Annotated in this window: 19 protein-coding genes; 13 read left to right on the top strand and 6 right to left on the bottom strand. The window is 47.1% G+C overall.

Annotation, left to right across the window (positions count from 1 at the left end; all coding sequences use genetic code 11):
- Positions 1 to 61: 61 nt before the first annotated feature.
- Genes L215_RS0106970 through L215_RS0106960 form a run of 3 tightly spaced genes read right to left on the bottom strand, consistent with a single transcriptional unit; the run spans position 62 to position 4,037 of the window.
- Positions 62 to 2,902 (bottom strand): T9SS type A sorting domain-containing protein, encoded by a 2,841-nt coding sequence (locus L215_RS0106970; RefSeq protein WP_027451543.1) that lies wholly within the window; start codon positions 2,900 to 2,902, stop codon positions 62 to 64.
- A 53-nt stretch (positions 2,903 to 2,955) separates the two neighbouring features.
- Positions 2,956 to 3,669, bottom strand: coding sequence for an LrgB family protein (locus L215_RS0106965; protein WP_044111886.1), 714 nt, complete (start codon positions 3,667 to 3,669; stop codon positions 2,956 to 2,958).
- The gene (locus L215_RS0106960; protein WP_025882746.1) at positions 3,666 to 4,037 is read right to left on the bottom strand and encodes a CidA/LrgA family protein; all 372 of its coding nucleotides are present in this window, start codon (positions 4,035 to 4,037) and stop codon (positions 3,666 to 3,668) included. The genes L215_RS0106965 and L215_RS0106960 overlap by 4 nt, the downstream gene beginning before the upstream one ends.
- A 594-nt stretch (positions 4,038 to 4,631) precedes the next feature.
- Here L215_RS0106960 and L215_RS0106955 point away from each other — a divergent pair.
- The 13 genes from L215_RS0106955 (at position 4,632) to L215_RS0106895 (ending at position 18,067) form a co-directional block, all read left to right on the top strand.
- Positions 4,632 to 5,777, top strand: a complete 1,146-nt coding sequence (locus L215_RS0106955; protein WP_025882745.1) for a site-specific integrase — start codon at positions 4,632 to 4,634, stop codon at positions 5,775 to 5,777.
- A gap of 11 nt (positions 5,778 to 5,788) precedes the next feature.
- Positions 5,789 to 6,106, top strand: a complete 318-nt coding sequence (locus L215_RS0106950) for a hypothetical protein (protein ID WP_025882743.1) — start codon at positions 5,789 to 5,791, stop codon at positions 6,104 to 6,106.
- Positions 6,107 to 6,118: 12 nt separating this feature from the next.
- A complete protein-coding gene (locus tag L215_RS0106945; RefSeq protein ID WP_044111884.1) occupies positions 6,119 to 7,213 on the top strand; it encodes a DUF6291 domain-containing protein in 1,095 nt (364 codons plus the stop codon).
- A gap of 85 nt (positions 7,214 to 7,298) precedes the next feature.
- Positions 7,299 to 7,823 carry a P-loop NTPase family protein gene (locus tag L215_RS0106940; protein WP_044111882.1) on the top strand — a complete coding sequence of 175 codons (525 nt, stop codon included), beginning with the start codon at positions 7,299 to 7,301 and terminating at the stop codon, positions 7,821 to 7,823.
- A 38-nt stretch (positions 7,824 to 7,861) separates the two neighbouring features.
- Positions 7,862 to 8,365, top strand: a complete 504-nt coding sequence (locus L215_RS09645; protein ID WP_051541049.1) for a helix-turn-helix domain-containing protein — start codon at positions 7,862 to 7,864, stop codon at positions 8,363 to 8,365.
- Between the two features lie 39 nt (positions 8,366 to 8,404).
- Positions 8,405 to 8,575, top strand: a complete 171-nt coding sequence (locus tag L215_RS10115; RefSeq protein WP_154657863.1) for a hypothetical protein — start codon at positions 8,405 to 8,407, stop codon at positions 8,573 to 8,575.
- Positions 8,576 to 8,954: 379 nt separating this feature from the next.
- Entirely contained in the window at positions 8,955 to 10,949 is a 1,995-nt protein-coding gene (locus tag L215_RS09640) for a hypothetical protein (protein ID WP_052343479.1), read from the top strand.
- A 5-nt stretch (positions 10,950 to 10,954) separates the two neighbouring features.
- A complete protein-coding gene (locus L215_RS0106915; protein WP_044111880.1) occupies positions 10,955 to 13,054 on the top strand; it encodes a type IA DNA topoisomerase in 2,100 nt (699 codons plus the stop codon).
- Between the two features lie 34 nt (positions 13,055 to 13,088).
- On the top strand, positions 13,089 to 14,132 hold the full coding sequence (locus L215_RS09635) for a DUF7222 domain-containing protein (RefSeq protein WP_025882737.1): 1,044 nt from the start codon (positions 13,089 to 13,091) through the stop codon (positions 14,130 to 14,132).
- A gap of 11 nt (positions 14,133 to 14,143) precedes the next feature.
- Positions 14,144 to 15,595 (top strand): DUF3945 domain-containing protein, encoded by a 1,452-nt coding sequence (locus L215_RS0106905; protein WP_027451537.1) that lies wholly within the window; start codon positions 14,144 to 14,146, stop codon positions 15,593 to 15,595.
- A 12-nt stretch (positions 15,596 to 15,607) separates the two neighbouring features.
- Positions 15,608 to 16,573 (top strand): hypothetical protein, encoded by a 966-nt coding sequence (locus tag L215_RS0106900; protein WP_025882734.1) that lies wholly within the window; start codon positions 15,608 to 15,610, stop codon positions 16,571 to 16,573.
- Positions 16,574 to 16,985: 412 nt separating this feature from the next.
- Complete coding sequence (locus tag L215_RS10220; protein WP_081780298.1) at positions 16,986 to 17,315, top strand: DUF6922 domain-containing protein; 330 nt, start codon at positions 16,986 to 16,988, stop codon at positions 17,313 to 17,315.
- Complete coding sequence (locus tag L215_RS0106895; RefSeq protein ID WP_025882732.1) at positions 17,270 to 18,067, top strand: nucleotidyl transferase AbiEii/AbiGii toxin family protein; 798 nt, start codon at positions 17,270 to 17,272, stop codon at positions 18,065 to 18,067. The genes L215_RS10220 and L215_RS0106895 overlap by 46 nt, the downstream gene beginning before the upstream one ends.
- 84 nt (positions 18,068 to 18,151) lie before the next feature.
- On the opposite strand, the gene mobC is transcribed toward L215_RS0106895, so the two are convergent.
- The 3 genes from mobC to L215_RS0106880 are packed head-to-tail and all read right to left on the bottom strand — an operon-like array spanning position 18,152 to position 21,811.
- Entirely contained in the window at positions 18,152 to 20,191 is a 2,040-nt protein-coding gene (mobC, locus tag L215_RS0106890; protein WP_025882730.1) for a conjugal transfer protein MobC, read from the bottom strand.
- 20 nt (positions 20,192 to 20,211) lie between these two features.
- Entirely contained in the window at positions 20,212 to 21,420 is a 1,209-nt protein-coding gene (locus tag L215_RS0106885) for a relaxase/mobilization nuclease domain-containing protein (protein WP_025882729.1), read from the bottom strand.
- A complete protein-coding gene (locus L215_RS0106880) occupies positions 21,395 to 21,811 on the bottom strand; it encodes a plasmid mobilization protein (protein ID WP_025882727.1) in 417 nt (138 codons plus the stop codon). Before L215_RS0106880 ends, L215_RS0106885 begins: the two co-directional genes overlap by 26 nt.
- Between the last annotated feature and the right edge of the window lie 700 nt (positions 21,812 to 22,511).

Here is a 22,511-nt window from a genome sequence, read left to right as displayed (position 1 = left end):
AGAAAAAGGGCACCCCCCTGACGAGGAGTGCCCTATCTCTAGTTGATGGCTCTGTGTGGGTCTATCGCTTGACGATGCGGTGGAGCGTCGTCGTGCCGTCCGCAAGCGTCACCTGTAGGAGGTAACTGCCGACAGCCCACGAGGAGGTGTCGATGGTGCGGTCTGCCAGTACGCCCTCAGAGAGACGCGTGCCGTCGAGCGTGTAGAGCTGGTAGCTACCCGTCACGCCATTCGTCTGAATCGTCAGATGATCTGTGCAGATCGTCGGGTAGACACGTACGGCGTCGCTCGTTGCCAGCACTGGACTGGTGGCTGATATGAGACCATTCTCGTAGAGTGGCTTGACGCTGTACTTCTTGCCCGTTGCATTGGTGACTGTGTAGCTGAGCCCTTGCGTGCGTCCTATCTCGGCACCATCAGCATAGATGATATACTCCTTGACCACGGGCCACTGCGCTGGGTGGAAGCCACGAGCTATTGATCCCGTCACATCAACAGGTGCGCCCGGCGCTGCATCATCTATCATAAACTCGATGGCAAGGGCGCCACCGTTGATAGGTAGGGCCCCCTGAATGTCTGCGGGCATCCAGTAGTGCGTATCGAAGGAGAGGACGTTGTGACGGTCGCTCCACTCCGTAGCGGGCGTTGGGTCGATCATCGCCACATCCCTATCAAAGGCCGCTCTTGTTTGAAGCCTATAGCCTACGACGAGCATCTCCTCGGGGCGTATCACTTTTGGCGTAAAGCCCTTTACCCAGAGCCACTTCTTTTGCGTAAACTTATCTCCGACAGGATAGTTTATCGTCGTGGTGGCATCGTCTTCAAGCACTCTGTAGCAATCCAGATCTGCCTGACTGGTGATGACATGTATATTCTGACCATTGCGCACGAAGAGTGTGTAGGTGTGCGCACGAGGTATGCGTGCTGGTATAAAATGCATCGCAGCTAGGCGAGTCTGTCCTAGGGAAGCGAAGTCATGACCATCGTAGCGGACGCCCAGGTAGACCTCGTTGTACTCAGGATTTAAGTCTGGGTACTTTAGAGGAGCAACCCCCTTAGCTTCGCTTTCGCTAGAGAGGGTGAGCTGAGAGATGAGCTGACGATTGACAGGTTTACGCCAAGTGAGGGTTACCTGGCTTCCCTCCTTCTTCTCTTCAAACTGCGAGACACCCGCTAGGTCTGATGTGAAGAAAGAGATATGACGAGGAGCTGTGTAGTGCCTTGTATCTTCCTGCCCGATGGAATAGCTATAGCGTAGTGTGTAGGTTACGATACCGCTCTCGTTGCCTACCTGACTATCTGTATAGTGTCCCGTGTTAACGGGCAGGCTCGTTAGCTCCTTGCCGTTGCGCAAGATCTGCACCTCAGCTGTGATGCCTGCGGACAAGGCGGTCATCGGTTGCCATGATAAAGCGACCTGACCATTCTGGTAGACACCCTGTAGCTGCGCCACAGGAGCGATCAGCGTGGCACCAGGCTTGTAGGCACCAGACAGAGTCATCGCTGTGCCATGACCCTTAGGGTCTAGTATCTGTGCGAGCGGTTGTAGATGCAGAGAGTCATCTTGCTTGGATCGAGCCCAGTGCTCACTCAGCTTGCCGTACATGTTTAGGGCATTGATCCCCTTATCACACTCAGCAGCTCCTCCTGAGAGCGTGCCGATGAAGAGGCCCTTACTATTAAAGAGTCCTGAGCCTGAGCTACCACCTTCAGTCACGCAGTGACCGTTCTCCGTCTTGGCATAGCGTACCGCAAAGTGTGCATCTTTCGCGCCAACATTGTCTTTCGTCATCCAAGTGCCACTTTTGAGAGGCTCTTTGATCGTAGATACCTTCATCACATCGCCACTCGGGTGGTGTAGTCCCTTAGCCTTAGACTCTAGCGTACCGGAGCGGTCCCAGCCATTGTAGTAAACGCCGTAGTAGTCGGGTATCGGCGTTAGCGTCTCCACGAGTAGCCCATCGCTACCGTGATCCATCGGTACTTGAGCCAGGCGCTTAGCGCCACTGATGGAGTAAGCCTGCTCGCCTACCCACTGATTGTTGGCACACCCAGGGCGCTCGTAGTGGAAGTTGAAAACCCACTGACGAAAGTCCTCTTCAGTCGTATTCATAAGCTCGCCCGTGAGCGGCTTCTTGCCAAAAGTACAGTGCTGAGCGGTCATGATGAGCGGACGCCAATCCTGGTTGGTGTTATTGACCAGCGTGCCACTACAAGAGCCAATGTTACCCTCGATGACAGCAAGTATCTGCACGATACCATTCTTGACATCCTGCATATCAGCGCCCTCGGAGCAGTTGACGTTGACATTGCAGACGCCTGAGGCTCCCTCGCCAAGAATATTATAAGGAGCGGCAACTGACTCGAAGAAGTAGCCGAGCTGCTTTAGCTGAATGTCCGCCAAAGCTCCCGCAGGCTCGTACTGTATGACCAGCGAATTGCCTGCAATGGGGTTGGTGCCGAAGACTCCGCCATCGGGATTGCTCTCACTGGTGAAGGCTCCTAGCACTTGCTTTCTAGCGGGGTCAAAGAGGTAGAGGCGATCGCCTGGTCGCAGGGCTAGCTTGTCAAACGAAAGCGACAAGCCCTGTGCGTCAGGCGCTGTGAGCTCTAGGTGATAGACACTCCGCCCCTGGACTACCTCATGGGTTGCCTGCTGGTAGAAGTCTCCCGAGAGCGGCAGCATGCGCCCCACGATGAGCGGTGAGCCGTTGTCTACTTGATGCCATTGCTCTGCCGAGCGCAAGTCCTGAGCGTTGAACGGAGGAATGATCTCGACCACACGATGTGATTGGGCTGTGATCGCAGGCACTCCGCCGAAGGAGATCTGCGCCTGTGCCAAGGTGATACTGCAGAGCAAGCAAAGCGTTGCTAAGAGTATGTTTCGAGTAAATCTAATCATAGAGATAGTGTTTTTGGTGCGGTAAAGGTACCCTTTTTCAACCACATACGACCTCATACAAAAAGCTGAGCGACGTAGTGGACGATCGGTATCAGTATGGAGGTGAAGACGCCCATGATGCCAATCGCCAAGCCCCCGATAGCGCCCTCTAGGGCTCCCATCTGGATGGCTACCGAGGTGCCCACACCGTGCGCTGCTGCCCCTAGTGCCAGTCCCTTGGCTATGCTGCTCTCTATGCGCAACCACTTGAAGAGTGGAGGTCCTATGACGCCACCGATGATGCCAGAGATGACGACCACGACGGCGGTCAGGGCTGGAATACCGCCCGACTGCTCTGAGAGTGCGATGGCGATAGGGGTCGTGACCGAGCGAGACTCCATCGAGTGCGCTATGGGGGCACCAGCACCTAGCGCATAGGCTAGCCCGACAGCACTGAGGATGCCGATCAGCGAGCCTACAAAGAGCGAAACCAGGATAGAGACGACGCGACCACGGAGGTACTTAGACTGTTCGTAGAGGATGTAGCCCAGTGACACGACCGAAGGCCCTAGGAGGAAGTCGATCAATTGGCTCCCCTGCTTATACTCCTCGTACGAGGTCCCCGAGAGGTAGAGCATCAAGATGATGAGTCCTATGGTAACGATGAGCGGGTGAAAGAGCCCGATCCGCACCTTGCGGTATAGAAGTAAGCTGAGGAAGTAGATCCCTATAGTGAGTGGCAAGCAGTAGATGGGCTTGCTCAGGAGTAGTGTGACGAGGTTCATCATGCGTTGTCGTTAGGTATTTGCTCCTTATGGTGCCGCTCGAAGCGGTGCTGCATTCGTCCCACGACCACCAGGACCAGTGCCGTGCTGACGACCATAGAAATAACGATGGCAGCCCAATACTGCTGGATAAGCTCCACTTGGGTGATCAATCCTACGCCAGCCGGCACGAAGAAGAGACCCATATTGAGCGTAAGAAACTTGGCGACGCTGTCCACCTTGTCAGGCTTGATCAGCTTCGTCTCTAGAGCTAGAAAGAGGAGGATCAGTCCGATCACACTCCCTGGTAGAAAGTGCCCGATCATCATGCCGATCAGTTCCCCCACGGCAAAGAAAAAGAGCACCCAAAAGCATTGTACGAGAGACTTCATCTATAAAATCAACATGAACTCAAAAGGAATTGCCTGCAAAGGTAGTAAACTTCACACTACTAAGCCTGCGCCTCCTCTGCTATCCCAGGGGTGACGCATGATAAAAATAAGCTCGTTTTATTTCCTACCTAGGAATTTCCAAAATTCCTACCTAGAAATTGGCCCAATAAGTACCTAGGAAATGGGAAATTCTTCGGACTTATTTTTTGATTCCTCCGAAGACTGAAAGATACCGTTTTTAGAGAGTGTGATTTTGCGGATATGTTGCTGATAGCTATTTGATTATCTTCTTTTAGCGGAGACGATTTGATAATCTGTTTTCTAGAGAGATGGTGATAGTTAGTCTTTACAGGGGTTTATGTAGTCTTCTGAGCATTAGTGTTTTGTATTATCGTTTCACGAACGTAATGTTTGTTTGGCTACAGATTGGCTACAATTAGATTTTCAAGGATTGAGATGTAAGGTTTTTTGAACACTTTCTCTTCATCACCAAACTACTAACTACCAATGTTCGTGATGAAGAGATTAGACTTGGACGTAAAAGTCCGCTACTACACGAGGCATAACAAGAGCTATCAAGGCGATAGCCCTATTATGATACGCCTGTACGTACAAGGTGAGCGTTCCAGCTTAGGTCAGGTTGGCTATTCTGTACAACCTTGCTATTTGGTTAATAACAAGGTTGTGGCATCGGCTCCCAAAAGCGAAGAAATCAACCAAGCACTACAAGATGTAGAGTGTCGCATACAATTGCTAGCAGAGCAATTGAGTGCGAAGGGAACGCTTTCACTCTCCCACCTGCGAGAAGCTCTGTCTCCCAGCCGTCCGACCGACTATACTCTAGTTGGTGTGTACAGAACGCTTCTCGATGAAAGTGCAGAGCAATATCGTGTTGGGAACATAACAAGTGCCACACTTAGATGGCACAACTATCAGATGACCCTATTACAAGGGTACTTGCGCCATCAATATGGTAAGGACGACTTACCCCTCTCTGCTGTGCAGAAGGATGAGCTTTCCACTTACGAGTTATACTTAAAAGGAGAAAAAAGCTACACTCACAACACCGCCATCAAAGTTCTGCGCTTTTTGAAAAAAGCAATGGAGCGAGCTGTCGAAGGTGATTTGCTAATGCGCGTACCTTTTCCAAAGGTCGTTTTGCGTACCCAACCTACAGATAGGGGTTTCTTAGACGATGCAGACTTAGAGCGTTTGCGCTTGGTTGAACTAACGAACCCTAAGCTACTACTAGTACGAGATGCTTTCCTTTTTTCTTGCTATACAGGTCTATCTTATGCAGATATATCTCGTCTAGAGAGAGACAATATCATATCTATGCACGGTCAGAGCTGGGTTGTTATCCGTCGTAAGAAGACGGGTGTTCTTAGCACTATCCCTTTAATGTCTGTCGCCGTGCATATCCTAACTCCGTATCTCGCTCAGGCGACCTCTACAGAGTGTAGGATATTCCCCCTATGTACAAATCCGTACGTCAATCAACAACTCAAAGAAATACAACGACTAAGTGGTGTGAAGCGAGTACTCACTTACCACTTAGCTCGCCACACGTTTGCGACGCTTGCCCTGACTAAGGGTGTAAGCCTTGACACTGTTGGAAGTGTACTAGGTCACAGTTGCCTCTCAACGACCCGTATTTACGCTCGTGTCCTCCCTATGAAGGTGAGTGAAGAAATGCGCTGCTTGGATAATCGCCTACAAGAAGAATGTGTAACCAATTAACCCTATACAGTATGAACCAGTCTCCAGTTGATCCACAAGTCCAGCTCCTACTCCTGCAAGCTCTGCTTGCTCGTAGAGATGAGACCAATCGTAATGAGGTCTATTTGTCCCACACAGAACTGGAGGTGTTGCTACAGATACCTCGCACCTCGATTGAGCTAGCGGTCCAGCGAGGAAAGCTAGTGCCAGTTAACTCTGCTCCCCAGTATAGCTACAATGCTGTCCTCTCTGCCATCGAGATGCGTGAACTTTCCCCTCTGATAACAGAGCAGGAGCGTACTGACATTTTGGAACGTCTCCGTGCCTATCGCCAACTGATAAATCTCTAAGGCTTATCAACTATGAAAGATAAGTCTTTTCAGTTCCGATCATCGTGGTATGAGGCTATTGCACAGTTACCCGTCCCCAGTCAAGGAGTAGCTTACTCGCTAATTATGGGTTATGCCTTAAAGGGTTTGGATCCTAATCTAGATGACTACCCCGCTATGATTCAGGGCATCTTCTTAGTTGTGCGAGAGCAGATTGATGCAGACGTACAGCGTCAGACCGAAATCTCCGCTATCCGCAAAGCTTGCGGTAAGCTAGGCGGTCGCCCTCGCAAAAGCGAACAGAGCGCAAAAGCGACCTCGACAACACCTAATAAAGATGCGAATGACAACTCAAATCTAGGAGGTGGTCAGAAGCAAAATAACCAAAAGGTTTATTTGGTTTCTTCGGCTCCAAAAGCGGATGAAAAGCAAAAGGTTTATTTGCTTTCAGAGAATATGCAAGCGACTGATGTAGAGCAAAAAGACAGTGATCCTGTTAGCTCTTCTTGCACCACTCAGGTGGAAAAAGCAAAAGGTTTTGCCTCTTTCCCCCTTTCGTCCCCCTTTTCTCTTTCCCCTATAACCCCTATCACTAATCCCCCTATAATCCCCCAATCTCCTCGTCATCTTCGCTTCGCTCAGATGACCCAGCACCAGCCACGTGCGCGTGAAGCAAAATTTTGGGGTTGCGATAAAGGGCAATTAAGCCTGACGGACGTATCACCCCATAAAGATTTAATGGGGCAAGAAGCTTGCTCGTTTGTGGCTTATTTCAATGCCCAACTCGCAAAAAAACAATCGCGCATACCTTCGTTGCGCTCACTACAAGGAAAGCGTCTAACTGAGCTAAACGCTCGTCTTCGAGAGTATGGCGAAGATGCCCTGATGGAGGCTGTTGACAATCTCGTGTCAAGCGAGATGCTCAATGGTCGGAACGCTAGAGGCTGGCACGCTACTTTCGATTGGTTTATCCAGTCCTCAAACTTCACAAAGGTTCTAGAAAACAACTACAAAGAACTCTTCACCGCCAGTAACACTACCAATGCGACTACCTCAAAATCATACGATCCACGTCGAGGATGCTCTCCGACTGCTACGAGCGCAAGCGACTACTACACCTCGTTTTAACCTTCCTTTCACGACAGCTCAAGCTGAAAGTCTTCTAGAGGCTAGCTATCAGGTGCTTGTGGAGAGACGTTTGAGAGAGTTCGCTATGGACAGCACTCTCCGAGAAATCATTACCCACATCGCTTACTACCTAACAAATCCAAGATGTAAGTTTGGCTTGTTGCTGTGTGGCGCCGTTGGTAACGGCAAGACGACTATGCTCCACGCTATCCGAGAGCTAATCTTTTTCACCAACAACAATGGACTATGGGACGTTCCGTATCGTACGGTCTCCGCCCCGATGTATGACGCTCGAGAGATAGCTCAAATATCGAAGGATTTTCGAGCCTTTCGTAAGCTGAAGAGTTTGCCCTTGCTGTTTTTAGACGATTTGGGAAAAGAGCCTACAGAGCGTGTTGAGTACGGCAATATAACGACCCCTGTTGTTGAGTTACTAGAATACCGCTACGAAAATATGCTCCCAACCATAGTCAGTACCAATTTGACACCGTCTGAGCTAGGTCGTAAATATCAAGCTCGTATAGCAGATCGATTTAATGAGATGCTCGAAATAGTTGTTTTTGAAAACAACTCCTACAGAAGTTCCACCTCCCCCACCACACGACAATGAGCAATTCAGAATCTCCCAACCAGACCTTGAATAGTCTTATGGATAAGCTTAACAACATTTCTGCCAAGCTTGACAACCTTCTTGTCTCTCTTGACAACTCTCGCCCCACTCAAGAGGAGGAGGTCTACTACGATGTCTCCGATGTGGCTAAGCTCTGCAAGGTTGCTCGTCAGACGGTTTACAACTGGGTTAGTAGAGGTGTGTTGTTTGCAAATAGGGCTACAGGACGACTACTTTTCAAGCAGTCAGATGTAATGGCCTTTTTGGAGCAACGCTCTCAACAACCAGCCTCGTCTCCAACTAAGGCTGAGACAGATCCTGAGGAGTTGTCAGAGCAGGAGCTAAAAGCTCTTGCCAAAGAGCAAGATGCCCTATACGATGCAGAGCGAGCTTATCAGATAGCGCACGCTTACGAAATCAATCGGCTAAACAACTCTCACTTCAATGCTTGTCTCATCGTCAAGAACAGATTCCATATTGGGTCTGCGGAGCTAAAGCGCTGTTGCTTGCTCTATGAGACTTGGGATCCAACTATATCCTAGGCACGTGTACACACTAACATCAATCAAGTCAAAAACAGTATGACACTAAAAGAAATGATCGCAAAGCTAGAAGAGATCAATATAGCTGGCTTGTCTCAAGATCATCTGAGAACCTTATCAGAGCAGGCAAGGAGCTACGACCTCAATTTAAGTCGCTCTGCTGAAGAGAAGGAACTGATGGATACGTACGATTCCCTGCTAGGAGAGTAATGTTATGCTACACGATGAGATTTTCGACTGTCTCGTAGAGACCGAAACTAATGTTTCAGAGTTTCGACACTGCCAACTGCCTAGGATTACCGAGCTAACAAAGAATATGCTCAACTCCGACGATTGGAGCGATGAAGATATGCAATTTCTCAAGCTGGTCTACAAGATGTTAGATGCCGTAGACTTGCGCCTGCATATCTATCAAGAATGGATCCGAACCACACTAGATGCTGATAAGATTCATTCTTAGACTTACTAAGATTTACCGCAACTTACCGCAATTTACTCGTCCCTTTTTAAGGTGCGCTTAGCCCCTTATCTTTGAGGCAAGAACAATTTGGTAGTTAATAAGTGGTCGTCACCACTTCCCCACGACATTATGAAATATGGAGACAGAGATGAAATCTTGCAACTGACAGGTGGAGGCTTGGATATATTCCGAGCTTACCTGCCAAATGTTACTGGAGGCAAGAATTTTCGAAGTCCGTTTTATGATGATAAGAAAGCCTCTTGTACCATTTACCAAGATCACAGCGGTGTTTGGCGGTATAAGGACTTTGGTAATGGAGGAAGTGGTGGCGACGCTTTTTGGTTTGTTGGTGAGCTCTTTGGTTACAAACTAAGCTCTCAATTTCCGAAAATCTTAGCTCAAATAGTTCAGGACTTAAATCTACCCTTAGATATTACTACTCAGGAGAGCTTAGCTAAAGCTCCCATTCGTCCCCAAGTCTCAGTACCTTCTTCTGACCTGCCCTTCAGTCAACCATCAATGACTGGCAAGTATAGTGTTCAGACCCAGCCTTTCACTGAGACCGACCTAGAGTTTTGGGGTAAGTATGGCATAAGTCAAGAAACGCTAGAACAGTACGGTGTTAGCTCACTAGCGAGCTTCTCTTCATACAATCGTAAGGGTCAGCCTTACCAGCTCCACTATAAATCTACAGAGCCGATGTATTGCTATCAGCTCGGTGATAGCGTCAAGATTTATCGTCCCAACAGTAAGGTACGCTTCTTAAATGCGGGTGTACGATCTAGAGACCACATCTTTGGATATACACAACTACCCTCTAAAGGAGAGTATGTTCTTCTTACAGGCGGGGAAAAAGACGTTCTAAGTCTTGCCTCTCACGGCTTTTCAGCCTTCTGTCTCAATAGTGAGACGGCTCATTTGCCTCAAACTCTTTTACAGGGTCTTTCCGACCGCTTTGATGCGGTCGGTGTACTCTATGATATGGACGATACAGGCATACGCCAGTCTCAATGGATAATAGAGAACAATCCTGCTGTTCCCAATCTCTTTCGTATTGACCTCCCCTTGTCAGGTAGTAAGAGCGAAAAAGATGTCTCTGACTACTTTTCTCAAGGCGGTACTGCTACAGCCTTGCAGGATATTATAATGCGAACTATAAAACAACAAGACAACTCTATGGATAATCTAGAAAACTTTATTGATTCCAAGCTCTCAAGAGATGAGATTTATAACCTCCAGCTGACAGGAGTTCAGGAGGGTCACTATACCAACGGTCAATTGTTTGATCGCTTACACTTTAAGCGAGGTGAAAAGGACGGCTTATACGAGTCGTGGTATGAGGATGGACAGCAATGGTTGCGAGCTAACTTTAAGCAAGGTAAGCTAGATGGAGTTTATCTTGGTTGGTACCCCACAGGTAAGTTGCACGAACTGTGTCACTACGACAATGGTCAGATTTCCCGTCGCAAGTTTTATAAAGACGGCTTAGCCGAAGGTATGGGGTATAGCTGGCATCGTAATGGACAGTTGGCTGGTCGATGCACCTTCAAAGCTGGAAAGCTTGACGGTGTCGGTCAATCTTACTACGATAATGGCGCACTAGAGGAGCGTGCCACCTATAAGGCTGGTAAGCGAGAAGGAGTTAGTGAGGAGTGGTATGACAACGGACAACTCAAGTCACGAAGAGAATACAGGGCTGGCAAGCGAGATGGTCTATCTGAGACTTGGTACCCGAATGGTCGTCCACAAACTCGTTGGAACTACAAAGACGACAAGCTAGATGGCTTGTGTGAGCTTTGGGACGGTGGTGGAAATCTTCTTTCTCAAACCCTCTACAAAGACAATAAAAAAGATGGTCTACACCTACAATACGACCCTGAGAGTGGGGAGATGTATCATTGGATTCTCTTTGAGAACGACCTCTCAGTCAAGTCAGGTAAGCCTGAAGAGCTAGAGCAACTAGAGGCTAACAAGAAGCAGACTTCAAAGGTCATCGTTCCCAGCTCTCCAGTGCAGAAGCATGCACAGGCGATACTCGACGCACGGGGCTATAACGCACCAAAGGTGGGGCAACAAGCAGAAGCTCGCCCCTCCCAGCATCAAGAATATAAACACAAACTATAATCACAATGAATAATCCAGTCTGTATAATCACAGAGAAGCCGTCGGTTGCGAATGATATAGCCAAAGTGCTTAACGTCACGCATAGGAGCGAGGGCTACCTCTACAACGACCAGTACAAGATTACTTGGGCTTATGGGCATTTAGTTGCCCTCGCAGATCCTCAGACGTACGGCTTCACAATCTATGCACGAGAGGAGCTACCTATGCTCCCGAAGCCATTTAAGCTTGTCGTACGACAAGTCAAAAAGAAAGATGGTAAGGGTTATGAAGAGGACAGCTTTGCCCGTAAGCAGCTAGATGTAATCAAGCAGTGCTTTGACAGCTCTGAGCGTATCATCGTAGCTACTGATGCAGGGCGAGAGGGAGAGCTTATCTTTCGCTATATCTACTACTATCTAGGTTGTAGTAAGCCTTTTGACCGCTTGTGGCTCTCGTCTATGACCGACCAAGCTATCCGAGATGCGTTTACCAAGCTTAAGGAGGGACAATTGTACGACAAGCTCTACTTAGCAGGCAAGGCTCGTAGCGAGGCTGACTGGCTCGTAGGAATGAACGCTAGTCGTGCGCTCACCATAGCCAGCAATGGCGGTGGGGGGCTGTCTCTAGGGCGAGTGCAGACCCCTACGCTCTGTATGATATGTGACCGCTACTTGTCTAACAAGAACTTTGTCAAGTCTCCTTTTTGGAAGATTAATGCACAAGTCAAAAGTAGCGATGCAACTTTCACCGTCTCCAGTCCAGAGCCAATCACCAACAAGGGGTTAGCTGATTCAAAGCTCTACGCTGTTAGTAGTCTAACGTCGCTGACCGTGACAAAGGCAGAGCGCAAAAGTACTTCTACCCAGCCACCTCTACTGTATGACCTCACAACTTTGCAGAAGGAGGCTAATAAGCAAGGCTTTACCGCCGAACAGACGCTTAACATAGCGCAAAGCTTGTATGAGAAGAAGGTTACGACCTACCCTCGTACAGGTAGTCGCTACATACCTAAAGATGTCTATGATACTATGTCCTATCTGCTCCGCCAGCTACCTTACCAAGAGTATCAAATCTATGCTCAGGGTCTTATCGTGGCGGGCTTAAATACACGCTCCGTCGATGACAGTAAGATAACCGACCACCACGCTATCATAACCACAGGCGAGACAGCAGACCTAACTGAGGGCGAAGCTATCATATACAAGATGATAGCAATGCGAATGCTAGAGGCTGTTTCACCTGCGTCTAACAAAGAACTGTTGTCCTTGACCTTGTTAGGAGGCGATGAGGAACTAGTGACCACCCTCTCTTGTATCACGAAAAAGGGTTGGCGAGTTGTCAAAGACGAAACAACTGACGACCCTGATGGTGACGAGGTCTCTCTAACATCGCTCCCGTCGATTTTGGAAGGTGATGAGCTGTCTTTGGTACAAGCAACTCTTAAAGAGGGTGAGACAAAGCCTAAGCCTATCTATACTGAGGCGACTTTACTCGGTGCTATGGAGCGAGCAGGGAAGGAGATTGAGGATAAGGAGGCTAGAGAAGCAATGCAAGATGTTGGCTTGGGTACACCAGCCACCCGAGCCAGTATCATCGAGAAACTCTTGCGCCAGAATTATGTACTCAGGCAAAAGAATCAGCTCATACCTACAGAACGTGGACTAGCCGTCTATAACTTAGTCAAGTCACGTCTCATAGGTAATGCCGAATTGACGGGTCAGTGGGAGAAGTCTCTAGCAGAGATAGAGGCTGGGAACCTGCCTCCAACGACCTTCAACGCTCAGATAGAGGATTACACAAAGCAGATTACAGACGAATTGCTATCCACGTCTGTGTCGCTAGGTACTAACTATATCTGTCCTTTGTGTCATCAAGAGAGCGTCCGTATATATAGTAAGAGTATGCGCTGTCAAAATGATGGTTGCCAGTTTAGTGTATGGCGCACTGTTGCGGGAGTGCCACTTACGGAAGAACATTGCAAGCAGCTACTCTCGAACGGTAAGACCAGCCTCCTCAAAGGACTTACGAGCAAAGCAGGTAAGACCTTTAGTGCCTATCTCGTCCTTGACCACGACACGGGGAAAACGAGTTTTGAGTTTCCAAGCAACAGTCGGAAGAACAAGTAAAACAATCAATTAACCCTTAAACAATAATAGAACAATGGATTTTACAATACCCACAACAGACAACTGGCAAGAACAACTAGAGTACATTGCTACGAAAGAAGGCTTCAACTTCACGCAAGATGAAGACGGGAATATAACTCTTCAAAAGTTTTCTCCTCGTAGACAGGACTTCACGATTGAGCTTATGAAGCCTCTAGACTACAGAGAGACTCTCGACGACCTTAATGCTCAGTTGGCATCTTATGATGTTAACGAGCAAACGATGGTATGGTATGGAGCAAACAGAGGTGAACCTCGAGACTTGCAAGACCTGCTAGACGATATGAAGTGGTGTAAGAACGAGCTACAGAGCCTAACCGATGCTGTAGACTATCACTATGGCTTTACTCCAGCCGACTACTTCAACGAAGCCGTTATGAAAGAGGCTTTGTCCCGCACTTTTGAGGAGACGGGTCTAGCCGACCGCTCATTCTCCACTGATATGCAGACCGTCCTACTAGACCATATGGCTAAGTATGACAACCCTGTGGATGGGGTTGAAGAGATCAGCATTCACGGATGCGTGTCAGGGATATTGTCTGACTTTGTCTATTACAGCGATACAAAGGAGTTTTACACAAAGCACATAGACGATATTGAGGACTTTATATATGACCTCGAAGATGATCTCGGGGAATCCATTACACTAGACCACCCTCGTTACAACAGTGCAGTTTGGCTTGTTACAGAGCGGTGCGCTAGTATCGTTGTAGACGGTCTAGAGGAAAACATACAGAACACCTTAGCGTCTTGGTCTGAGGACTTGACAAAAGAGCAGGTAGAGGCTTTTTTGCAAGGCAACAGCAATGAACTCATTGCTGACCATCTAGAGGAGACACTCTCGTTTTTAGAGGAGAATCAAGACAACCAGCTTGATACAACCTCTGAAGCGCAAAAGACAAAAATCGTTGTCCCCAGCTCGCCTGTACAGGAGCAAGCACAAGCAATACTTGATGGGCGAGGCGAGCGCAATGACAAGACGCTCAAGAATGCTCAGGAGGAGCAGGTAGAGCGCAAATCCCAATCTCATAAACTATAAACATACTATCTATGTCTGCTATAGAAACTGATAATAGAGAGCTTATAGACTCTCCCGACAATCCGTCAACGCTTGACGAGCGAGCCGCAACGGAGCAGTTATCTTACGATGCTGACAACTATATCCTAGTTGCCGAAGACCGCTCACAGGTGTCTTTTGGCGATGACGTGGGCGAGATGCAAGTTGTTCGCTCTATTGCGGACGGTGGAAGCATTGATGGAGTGTCTGTATCGGACTTAACGGACGATACAGCACAGACTGTGCCTAAGTTTGAGAAAGAGCAGTTTGGTCAGTCTGCGAAGACGGGCAAATCAGGCAAGCCTAAGCCTACTATTGATAAAGACTACGACATACCGCTATTGGAGCCATTTTTACGCAACTTTGTGCGCTTTGCTAGGTCAGGCGACTACCGTTTGTGGCTTGTGCCTGTGCTATCTCAGGGCATTAAGGGCATATCTGCTGGCATAGATAATCTCCGTCAAGCTCTCCACGATCCAAAAAATCACGGGGAGTATATAAAGGATAGTAGGGTGCGTCCGCAAGACTATCTAGAAGCTCCTAAGGTTACAGATGGGCTAGAGGCTAAGCTGGCAAGCTTAGGGTTGTCTAAACAAATACTGGAGGAGCGAGGACAGCTGGAAAACCTCCTATCCTTTAAGCCTACCGACCTCTTACCTGTTCGCATCAAGACTGGCGACATTGATATTAGAACGGAGGGGCGACTAACCCTCCGTACTCAACCCGATGGTAGCGAGAGTCTCTCTGTTCGTTGCGTACGCAAGGAGTTGAATCTAGAAGCTCCCTATATGTGTTGTTCCTTTACCGAGCAGGATAAGGAGAGTTTGTTAGAGACAGGTCACTTGGGAAGAGTAGCACAACTTAAAGGAGCTGATGGGCGAGAGTTTTCTGCTTACGTCTCTGTCGATGAAGATACCAATACGCTTGTGTACGTTCCGACCGCTAGAGTTTATATACCTCAAACGATTAGTGGTGTAGACCTCTCTCCCGACCAGCGAGCCACACTACGTGCTGGCGAGCCTTTATCCTTCTCAGGTGTAAGTGCGAAGGGCAAAGAGTACACAGCCACTATACAGGTTGACGCTTGTAAGCGAGCTCTGTCGTTCACATTCCCGACAAACGAAGTGAAGCAAGTCTTAGGTACGAGGCAAGCCGATGGTGTTCCGACGATACTTAATGGTCAAGTGTTGACCAAGGAGGCGCAAGACAAGTTAGCTAAGGGCGAGACGCTCTATCTAGAGGGCTTGAAAAACTCTCGAACGAAGAAGAGCTTTAACAGCTATGTCTCTTACGATGCGTCTACTCAGAGAGTTCGATACAGTAAGTACGACCCGACCGATTTGACCAAGCAAGCTCAAAAGAGAGAGGTTCGGTTAGTCCCAAACGATAAAGAAGCTCCTAAGCAGAAGCTGTCTAGGGAGCAGACTAAAGGTCACAAAGTCTAATCAAGCTACATTATGGAGGAGAATATCCTATTGCCCTTTCCGTCCGATTACGACGAGAAATTGAAAGTCTCTAGCTTAGACCCTAATACTGAAGTTATGGTCGTACAAAGCAATCCCAATCTTGATATCAATTACTTTGATGCAAGGGATATGATTGCGGAATTGCCACGAATACTTCCCGAATCTGAAACTCCCGAAGGTGTTGGAGAAGTTCGGATTAGCAACAAGTCTAGAGACAAGCTATTCCATTCAATTAGCAACTACGAAATAGGACTTCAAAAGGCTTATATCAAAGCCATTCCTTATGTTGTTCCTCTAATAAAATCGTCGTTACTTTTAGAGGAACATCGTGATCGAAAAAAGGTAGAAGATAATAATCGAATAGCTACATCTCCAAGTGATCCTGCAATAGAGAAAGTTCAAAGGCTTTATGGGTGTTTGTCTATAAACTCTACTTTGTATCGAGTAAAAACCACAATTCAAGTCTTACGTCTTGAAAATATGATAGGCAAATACCATGGGTATGACATAACAGAAATAGAGCTACTAAGCCCAAAGCCACGAACCATAACGATGTCAGAGGATCACGTGGCGCTACTTAGTAGCTCTATCTCACTTGCAAAGTTACTAAAAGGAGTCGAATTGTCCTACGAGCCAAACGTCAAGCTCCTTGACGCTATGCAGACTTGCCATCAATTCGCTCTTACGGGCGATTATACAGAGCTAGTCAAAGTGTACGAAACGGCACGAAACAAGCGTCTATCAACTACACTTTCAGACCCACTACAGTCTGTCAAGCAAGCGCAAGCAGAGATGGTTGCTTTGACAAAACAAGCAACGCGAATCGTTGTCCCCAGCTCTCCCGTGCAAGAGCAGGCGGAAGCAACACTTGACGCACAAAGAGAGCGCAATGACAATACGCTCAAGAATGCTCAGGAGGAGCAGGTAGAGCGTAAAAACCAATCACATAAACTATAATCAGATTGAGTTAATGGAGACAATAAAATATAGTAACAATGGACAACCCTATACGGGTGTTTGTGAGAGCCGTTATTCTGACGGCACGCTCAGGGAGCGCTTGCCTTATAAAGACGGCTACCCCAATGGAGTTCACGAGGTATGGAACCCTGACGGCACCTTGCGCCAGCGAGTAAGCTATCAAGACGGTTTTAGAGAGGGCGAGTGTCTGCTCTTATACCCCAGTCGTCACATATATAGCGTTTATCATAGAGGCGAGTTGCAACTCTATAGAGAGTATGCTTTAGCTTCGAAATAGATTTTGTAGTAGTAAATAGCCACGGAGAGAATTTCAAGCTATCCAGTGGCGCAAATTCGTTTTGGTCTGATGAGAATTTAGTATATTTGCTATGTAGTAGTAAATCTCTAAGCAATGCTTTATCCTATTGAGCAATACATACCCTACGGTGATAGTCAAGCTATCTCTCCCAGCCTGCTTTGGGAGTATGACTTGACCAGCTTTGATTGGGATAAATCAAAGTGCATAGTTGTAGAGCGTATTATCGAGCGAGGTCGCCTAGAAGACTATCGTGGAGCTATAAACCGCTATGGAGGCATTGAGAATTTTCGAGAGATTATTAAGGCTGTTCGTCACCTCTCTCAAAAGGATATTGCCTTTGTCTGTTCCTTTTTCAAGCTAAATAAAGAAGAGTTATTATGTTACAGACGACAACAGTTGAGAAGCGAACGCTGGAACTCTTAAAGCAGTTACAGTCTCAGTCCGAATTTTCTAACTTTCATTTAGCTGGAGGCACCGCTCTAGCTCTTTATTTGGGGCATCGCAAGAGTATTGACTTAGACCTCTTTACTCCTTATCCCTTCAATACAGCCCGCTTAGAGCATTTCCTTGTTACAAAGTTTGGATTTCAAGGCGACTATAGTGAACAAAACACGCTCAAAGGTCGCATTGATGGAGTAAAGATAGACTGTATCACCCACCCTTACCCTCTCTTGCAAAATCCTCTAGAGGAAGAGGGAATACGCTTGTATAGTCAGCCTGATATTATAGCTATGAAGCTGTCAGCCATAGCAGATAATGGTTCTAGGCTCAAAGACTTTATAGACATCGCCTACCTCTCTACTCGGTACTCTTTTCAAGAGATGCTAGGATTTTACGTTCAGAAGTTTCCGACCTCTAGCCCTCTTCGTCCATTAAAGGGTATAACGTACTTTGATGACATTGATCACGAGGAGACTGTTGTGATGCTAGAGGGTACTTACTCTTGGCAGAAGATAGCGGACAGGCTTCAAGCTATGACTGCTCATCAGTCTAAGGTCTTTGCCTTGCCTCCTCTTTCACCTGCTAGAAAGTCTTCAAAGATAGTTGTCCCCAGCTCGCCTGTGCAGGAGGAAGCACAAGCGATACTTGATACTAGAAAAGATCAAGCGTCTCAAGCGTTAAAGACTGAGCAAGAAGTTCAGACAGAGGGCAAGTCTCGTCGACATAAGCTGTAGTCTTTCTGTTTGAGCTATCATTCAAAGACGTAGCCCCCTTAACGATGTTAAGAGGGCTACATCTTTGTAGTTTGAGTGCAACTGCTATGCCGTTGCCATTTCCTGTTCTTTAGCTATTCGAGCTTTCTCCACGATAACGATAGACAGGACATCCTTTTTGATTTTGGTGTAGTTGGCTTTGATTATTTGGTCAAGCTCATCGTCCGTGAGCTGTTCGCCACGAAGGTTATGCAGTAGCTGTGGCATCTCCTTGACGTACTCCTTCTCTTCCGCCTGTACTTTAGCCACATCAACCACAATCTGAGCGTTGAAAATCTTCTGCTCGATGCGTTGGTCAAACTCATCAGCCACGGCACCCACAAAGAACCCCTGTGTCAGTCCTGAGATTTTAGATGCAGGAATGATGCTCTCCAGCTGTGTAGAAATAGATGTAGAGGTGTCGTTGCGGTTAATAGAGATTGATTGACGCTGTTGTAGTACCTTGCCAAACCGCTCCGAAAGCCATTTAGCCGTTTCGCCAACAACCTGACCCGAGAAGATGTTACCCACCGTGTTTTGGATAACCTTTGCCTCCTTATCACCATAGTCTCTGACCAGCTGTGAGAAGTCCTGAAATCCTAGGCATACCGCCACACGATTAGATCGAGCTGTTGCAATCAAGTTGTCTAGTCCACGGAAATAGATTGTAGGTAACTCATCAATGATAACAGAGCTTTTGAGCGTTCGCTTTTCCTCCCCTGTCTCCTTGTTCTTAATCTTCTTCTTGTTAATCAGTTTGACGATACGGCTGTTGTATAGACCCAGTGCCGCAGAGTAGATATTCTGTCTGTCGGGGTTGTTGCCCACGACAAGCACCTTTGGGTCGTCAGGGTTATTAATGTCCAGTGTAAAGTCGTTACCCGTCATCACCCAGTAAAGCTGTGGTGAAATCATACGAGCGAGCGGGATTTTAGCTGAAGCGAGCTGACCTTGTAACTGGTCTTGCGCTCCCCCCTTCCAAGCGTCCATAAAGGGTGCTAAGTAGTTTGCCAGCTCATCATAGCTCATCAGTATCTCAAAGATGTCTGAGTACGGCTGGTTAAGGAACTCAATAGCGTGTGGAAACGAACAGTACAGTCCATTCTCGTAAATCTTGAGATACCAAATGATGGCCGCAAAAAGAATGATAGGTGACTCTACGAAGAAGTCTCCCTGCTTTTGAATCCACGTGCGGTTCAGGTTAAGCATAATCGTATAGGCACTCTCGTATGCGTCCGATATATCACTCATAAACTCAGGGGCAATAGGGTTGCACCGATGGCTCCTGCGCGGGTCGTCAAAGTTTATGATGTAGAATTGCGGTAGCTTATCATATTTACCAGCGTGCTTAAGCAAGTGGTTGTAAGCAATGATCGATAGGTCGGGAAACTTATAGTCGTATATGTACATTGAAAATCCCTTTTCAATCTGCTGTTTGATGTAGTTGTTCACTACTGCAAACGATTTACCAGATCCAGGTGTTCCAAGCACAATGGAAGCTCTATACGGGTTTACCACATTTATCCAACCATCGTTCCACTTCTGTTTGTAGTAAAACTTCGTAGGTATGTTGACTGAGTTCTCGTTGACCATCAGCTGACGCTCCTGCTCAAAGCTCTCGTTCTCCACGTTGAATACGTCGTCCATTACATTTTGCTTTAGAATGCGAGAAATCCACGTGCCTCCCAGCATCAGAAAAACATATCCAGCCGATATAACTAAGGTATATACCCCAGCTTTTGTTATCAGCGGGGTTATAGGCAGCTGTCGTATCAGCCACGACCCCGTAAACAAAACTAGTCCTAATAGTAGCGTGCTGTATATGCGCCCCCACGTGTATTTTTCGTTCTTGACCCCTCGTGTACCTAAGCAAGATAGTGCTAGTAGGAGGAGGCAAAAACCCTTAGTTACCCACGGTGAAGCGAAAAGGATTGTAGCCCTGTCAAACTGTTTCAGTAATCTGTCCACCAACCCCACAGTCCAGCCCATCTCCGCCCAAGCAGAGTAGCAGTACCAGTAGATATGTATTATGAGGAAAAGTATGGAAACGGCTCGTATGAAATCCATCACTTTAGCTAGTCCTCTTAGGTCGTCTTCTTGTCCCATATTTCTTGTTGTTCTATTTGTTATTTGATTTTGTTGTATTTGCGTCTCAGGTACTTCTGCCAGCTTATCTCCTTCCAGTCCTCCCCGCTTATATTTGGTCGGTGCGATGACGAGCTGTACCTCCGTCTCTGAGTTCTCTCGGTCTGTTTTTCTCTGTCTGTATTGCTCTCTTGAGTGGTTCCGAATAGTTCATTGAGCGTGTTAGCTGAAAAATCACTACCCAGTTTTGACCCGCTAATAGCAACCATATCGTTTCTGTCCACATAGGTAGCCCCATAGATACGTCCATTCTCGTTGCGCTTAGCCATTAGTTCCAGTCCATTTTCTTTGAGCTTGTCTGTAAACTCTTCCAGTGTCTTTGGCCGTGTAATCATCACGCTAGCGATAATAGCTCTCATCTCTTCCGCCTTCTCTTGGCACTTCTTACCCGACTTGTACATAGCCGTTTTGACCGCTGTATATCCTACACCTCTTCCTAAATCTTTAGAGGGTATTGGGGGAGCCACGGGCTTCCCTTCTTCCATAGGTATGTACACAATGCCGTCGTATTGCTTGCCTTTACGTTCGGACTTGGTGAACTTAGCCGACAAGTTATAGGGAGCCAGTAAAGCGTTTAGACCTCCAATAGAGGTAAAAGCTCCTTTCTGCACCACTTGTCGAGCCACATTGTATACTTGTTCTGTAACATTGCCCTCTTTGACATTGATAGGTTTTGCCTGTTTTAGTTCCACAGGCTTCTTTTTTGCTGTCTTTTCCTTGTCAGGCTTTGTTAGCTTAAGGTTGTATTTGCGCTCTAGAGCGTCAACGACCTTGCGAGCTTTTCGTCCTTCGTGCTTGTCTGAGATTTTTTTGCCCAGCTTATCTGCTCTCGTAGATACTATGTGGATATGTTGTCGAGCAATATCCCAGTGCTTGACCACAACAAAAGGTTGGCTACCATATCCCATACGTTCCATAAACTCTTGAGCTATCTGCACATATTGTTCATCAGATAGCGTCTCCGAGGGGTCAGGATTGAGCGAGCAAGAAAAAGCGATGTTCTTCACCCTCGTTTTAGAGGGTATCTGCATCATCATATCCTCGTAGATAGCCTGAGGAGACGGCACCTGTCCCATAGAATTGTATACCCCTTGGGTATAAAGAACCGCCCCAACACCACGTTCCACCTTATTAAGGTTGTAGGTTAAGACCCTTAATAGGGACTTAGGGGACTTCACTTTGACAATCATCTTTCAGTTCCTTTGTAAGGTTAATGACTTCGAGGAGCTTATCCATAAGCTCCATCTGTTGGTTGCTCACGTTGTTTAGCAACTGTTCAGCTTTTTCCTCTGAGTGATATTTGTTCATCGCCCTGACGGCTTGGTTGTATAACACTCCAATTTTGTTCACCGCAAAAATGAAATCTGTCAGTTTTGTGGTGAACTTAATAAGGTCTCCGTTGGTTTTGACTACCCGAAAGTCTTCTCTAAGTATCATTTTTCGGACAAAGTCCGACTTTGTGTCGCACCCTGACCGCTTAAAAGATTCAATAACTCTTATTTGATCTTCAGGGTTTGATAACCTAACGTCCCAGCGATTCCACTTGCTGGGGAGAGTTTTTGTTTTTCCCTCCTCGTTCATTTGCTTGACAGTTTGTTCTTAGTTGTTTTTTTTAATCTGTTTCTAGATGCGACTTTGGAGCTGGATTCCCGTGAGGGCAAGGTGTTTTTGGAGGCGAAATTTTGCGGAGCAAATTTCCCTTGTCCGACAAAAACACTTCTTGCCCATTTTCCGTTTTATAGCCACCCCTTGTCGGACAAAGTCCAACGGGGTGTGGTTCTCTCCGTTTTCGTTTTGTTTCATTCGTTAGTCTTCAGCTTGTTAAAAAGAGCTCCGCTTTTGGCTCTGTTTTTCCGCCTTGCTGTGCAAGAGTGCGGGTGTGCTGTTGCCGTGCTGTTTATTTGTTGTGTTGTGCTTTCCATTCGATTTTTCGTTTCCCGTTGTGTGTTCTCTTTTGTTCTATTCGCTTGTCCGAGTGGTTCGCTTTGTGGGTAAAGTCGTTTCGTCTCTATCCTTTTTGTGTGGTTTAAAGTGATTGTTTATAATCAAGTGAGAGTGTGCTGTTGTTTTTTTAGTTGTGTTTGCTCGTTTGTTTGAGCGAAAGTTTGCTCTTGATTGCTTGTTGCATTGCAAAGGTAGGGGCATTGTTTGTAAGAATCTAGTGGTTAGACTTACTAAGATTTACCGCAACTTACCGCAATTTACTCGTCCCTTGAAAAAGCTCACCGATCTTTGAACCTTTGCACTAGAAACAGAGGTGGAAAAGACCCTTCGGTGGAAA

The sequence above is a fragment of the Porphyromonas uenonis DSM 23387 = JCM 13868 genome, assembly GCF_000482365.1.
Taxonomy (GTDB): Bacteria; Bacteroidota; Bacteroidia; order Bacteroidales; family Porphyromonadaceae; genus Porphyromonas; species Porphyromonas uenonis.
Note: the sequence above shows the minus strand (reverse complement) of the source record. Positions and strands in the feature narration are given on the sequence as shown.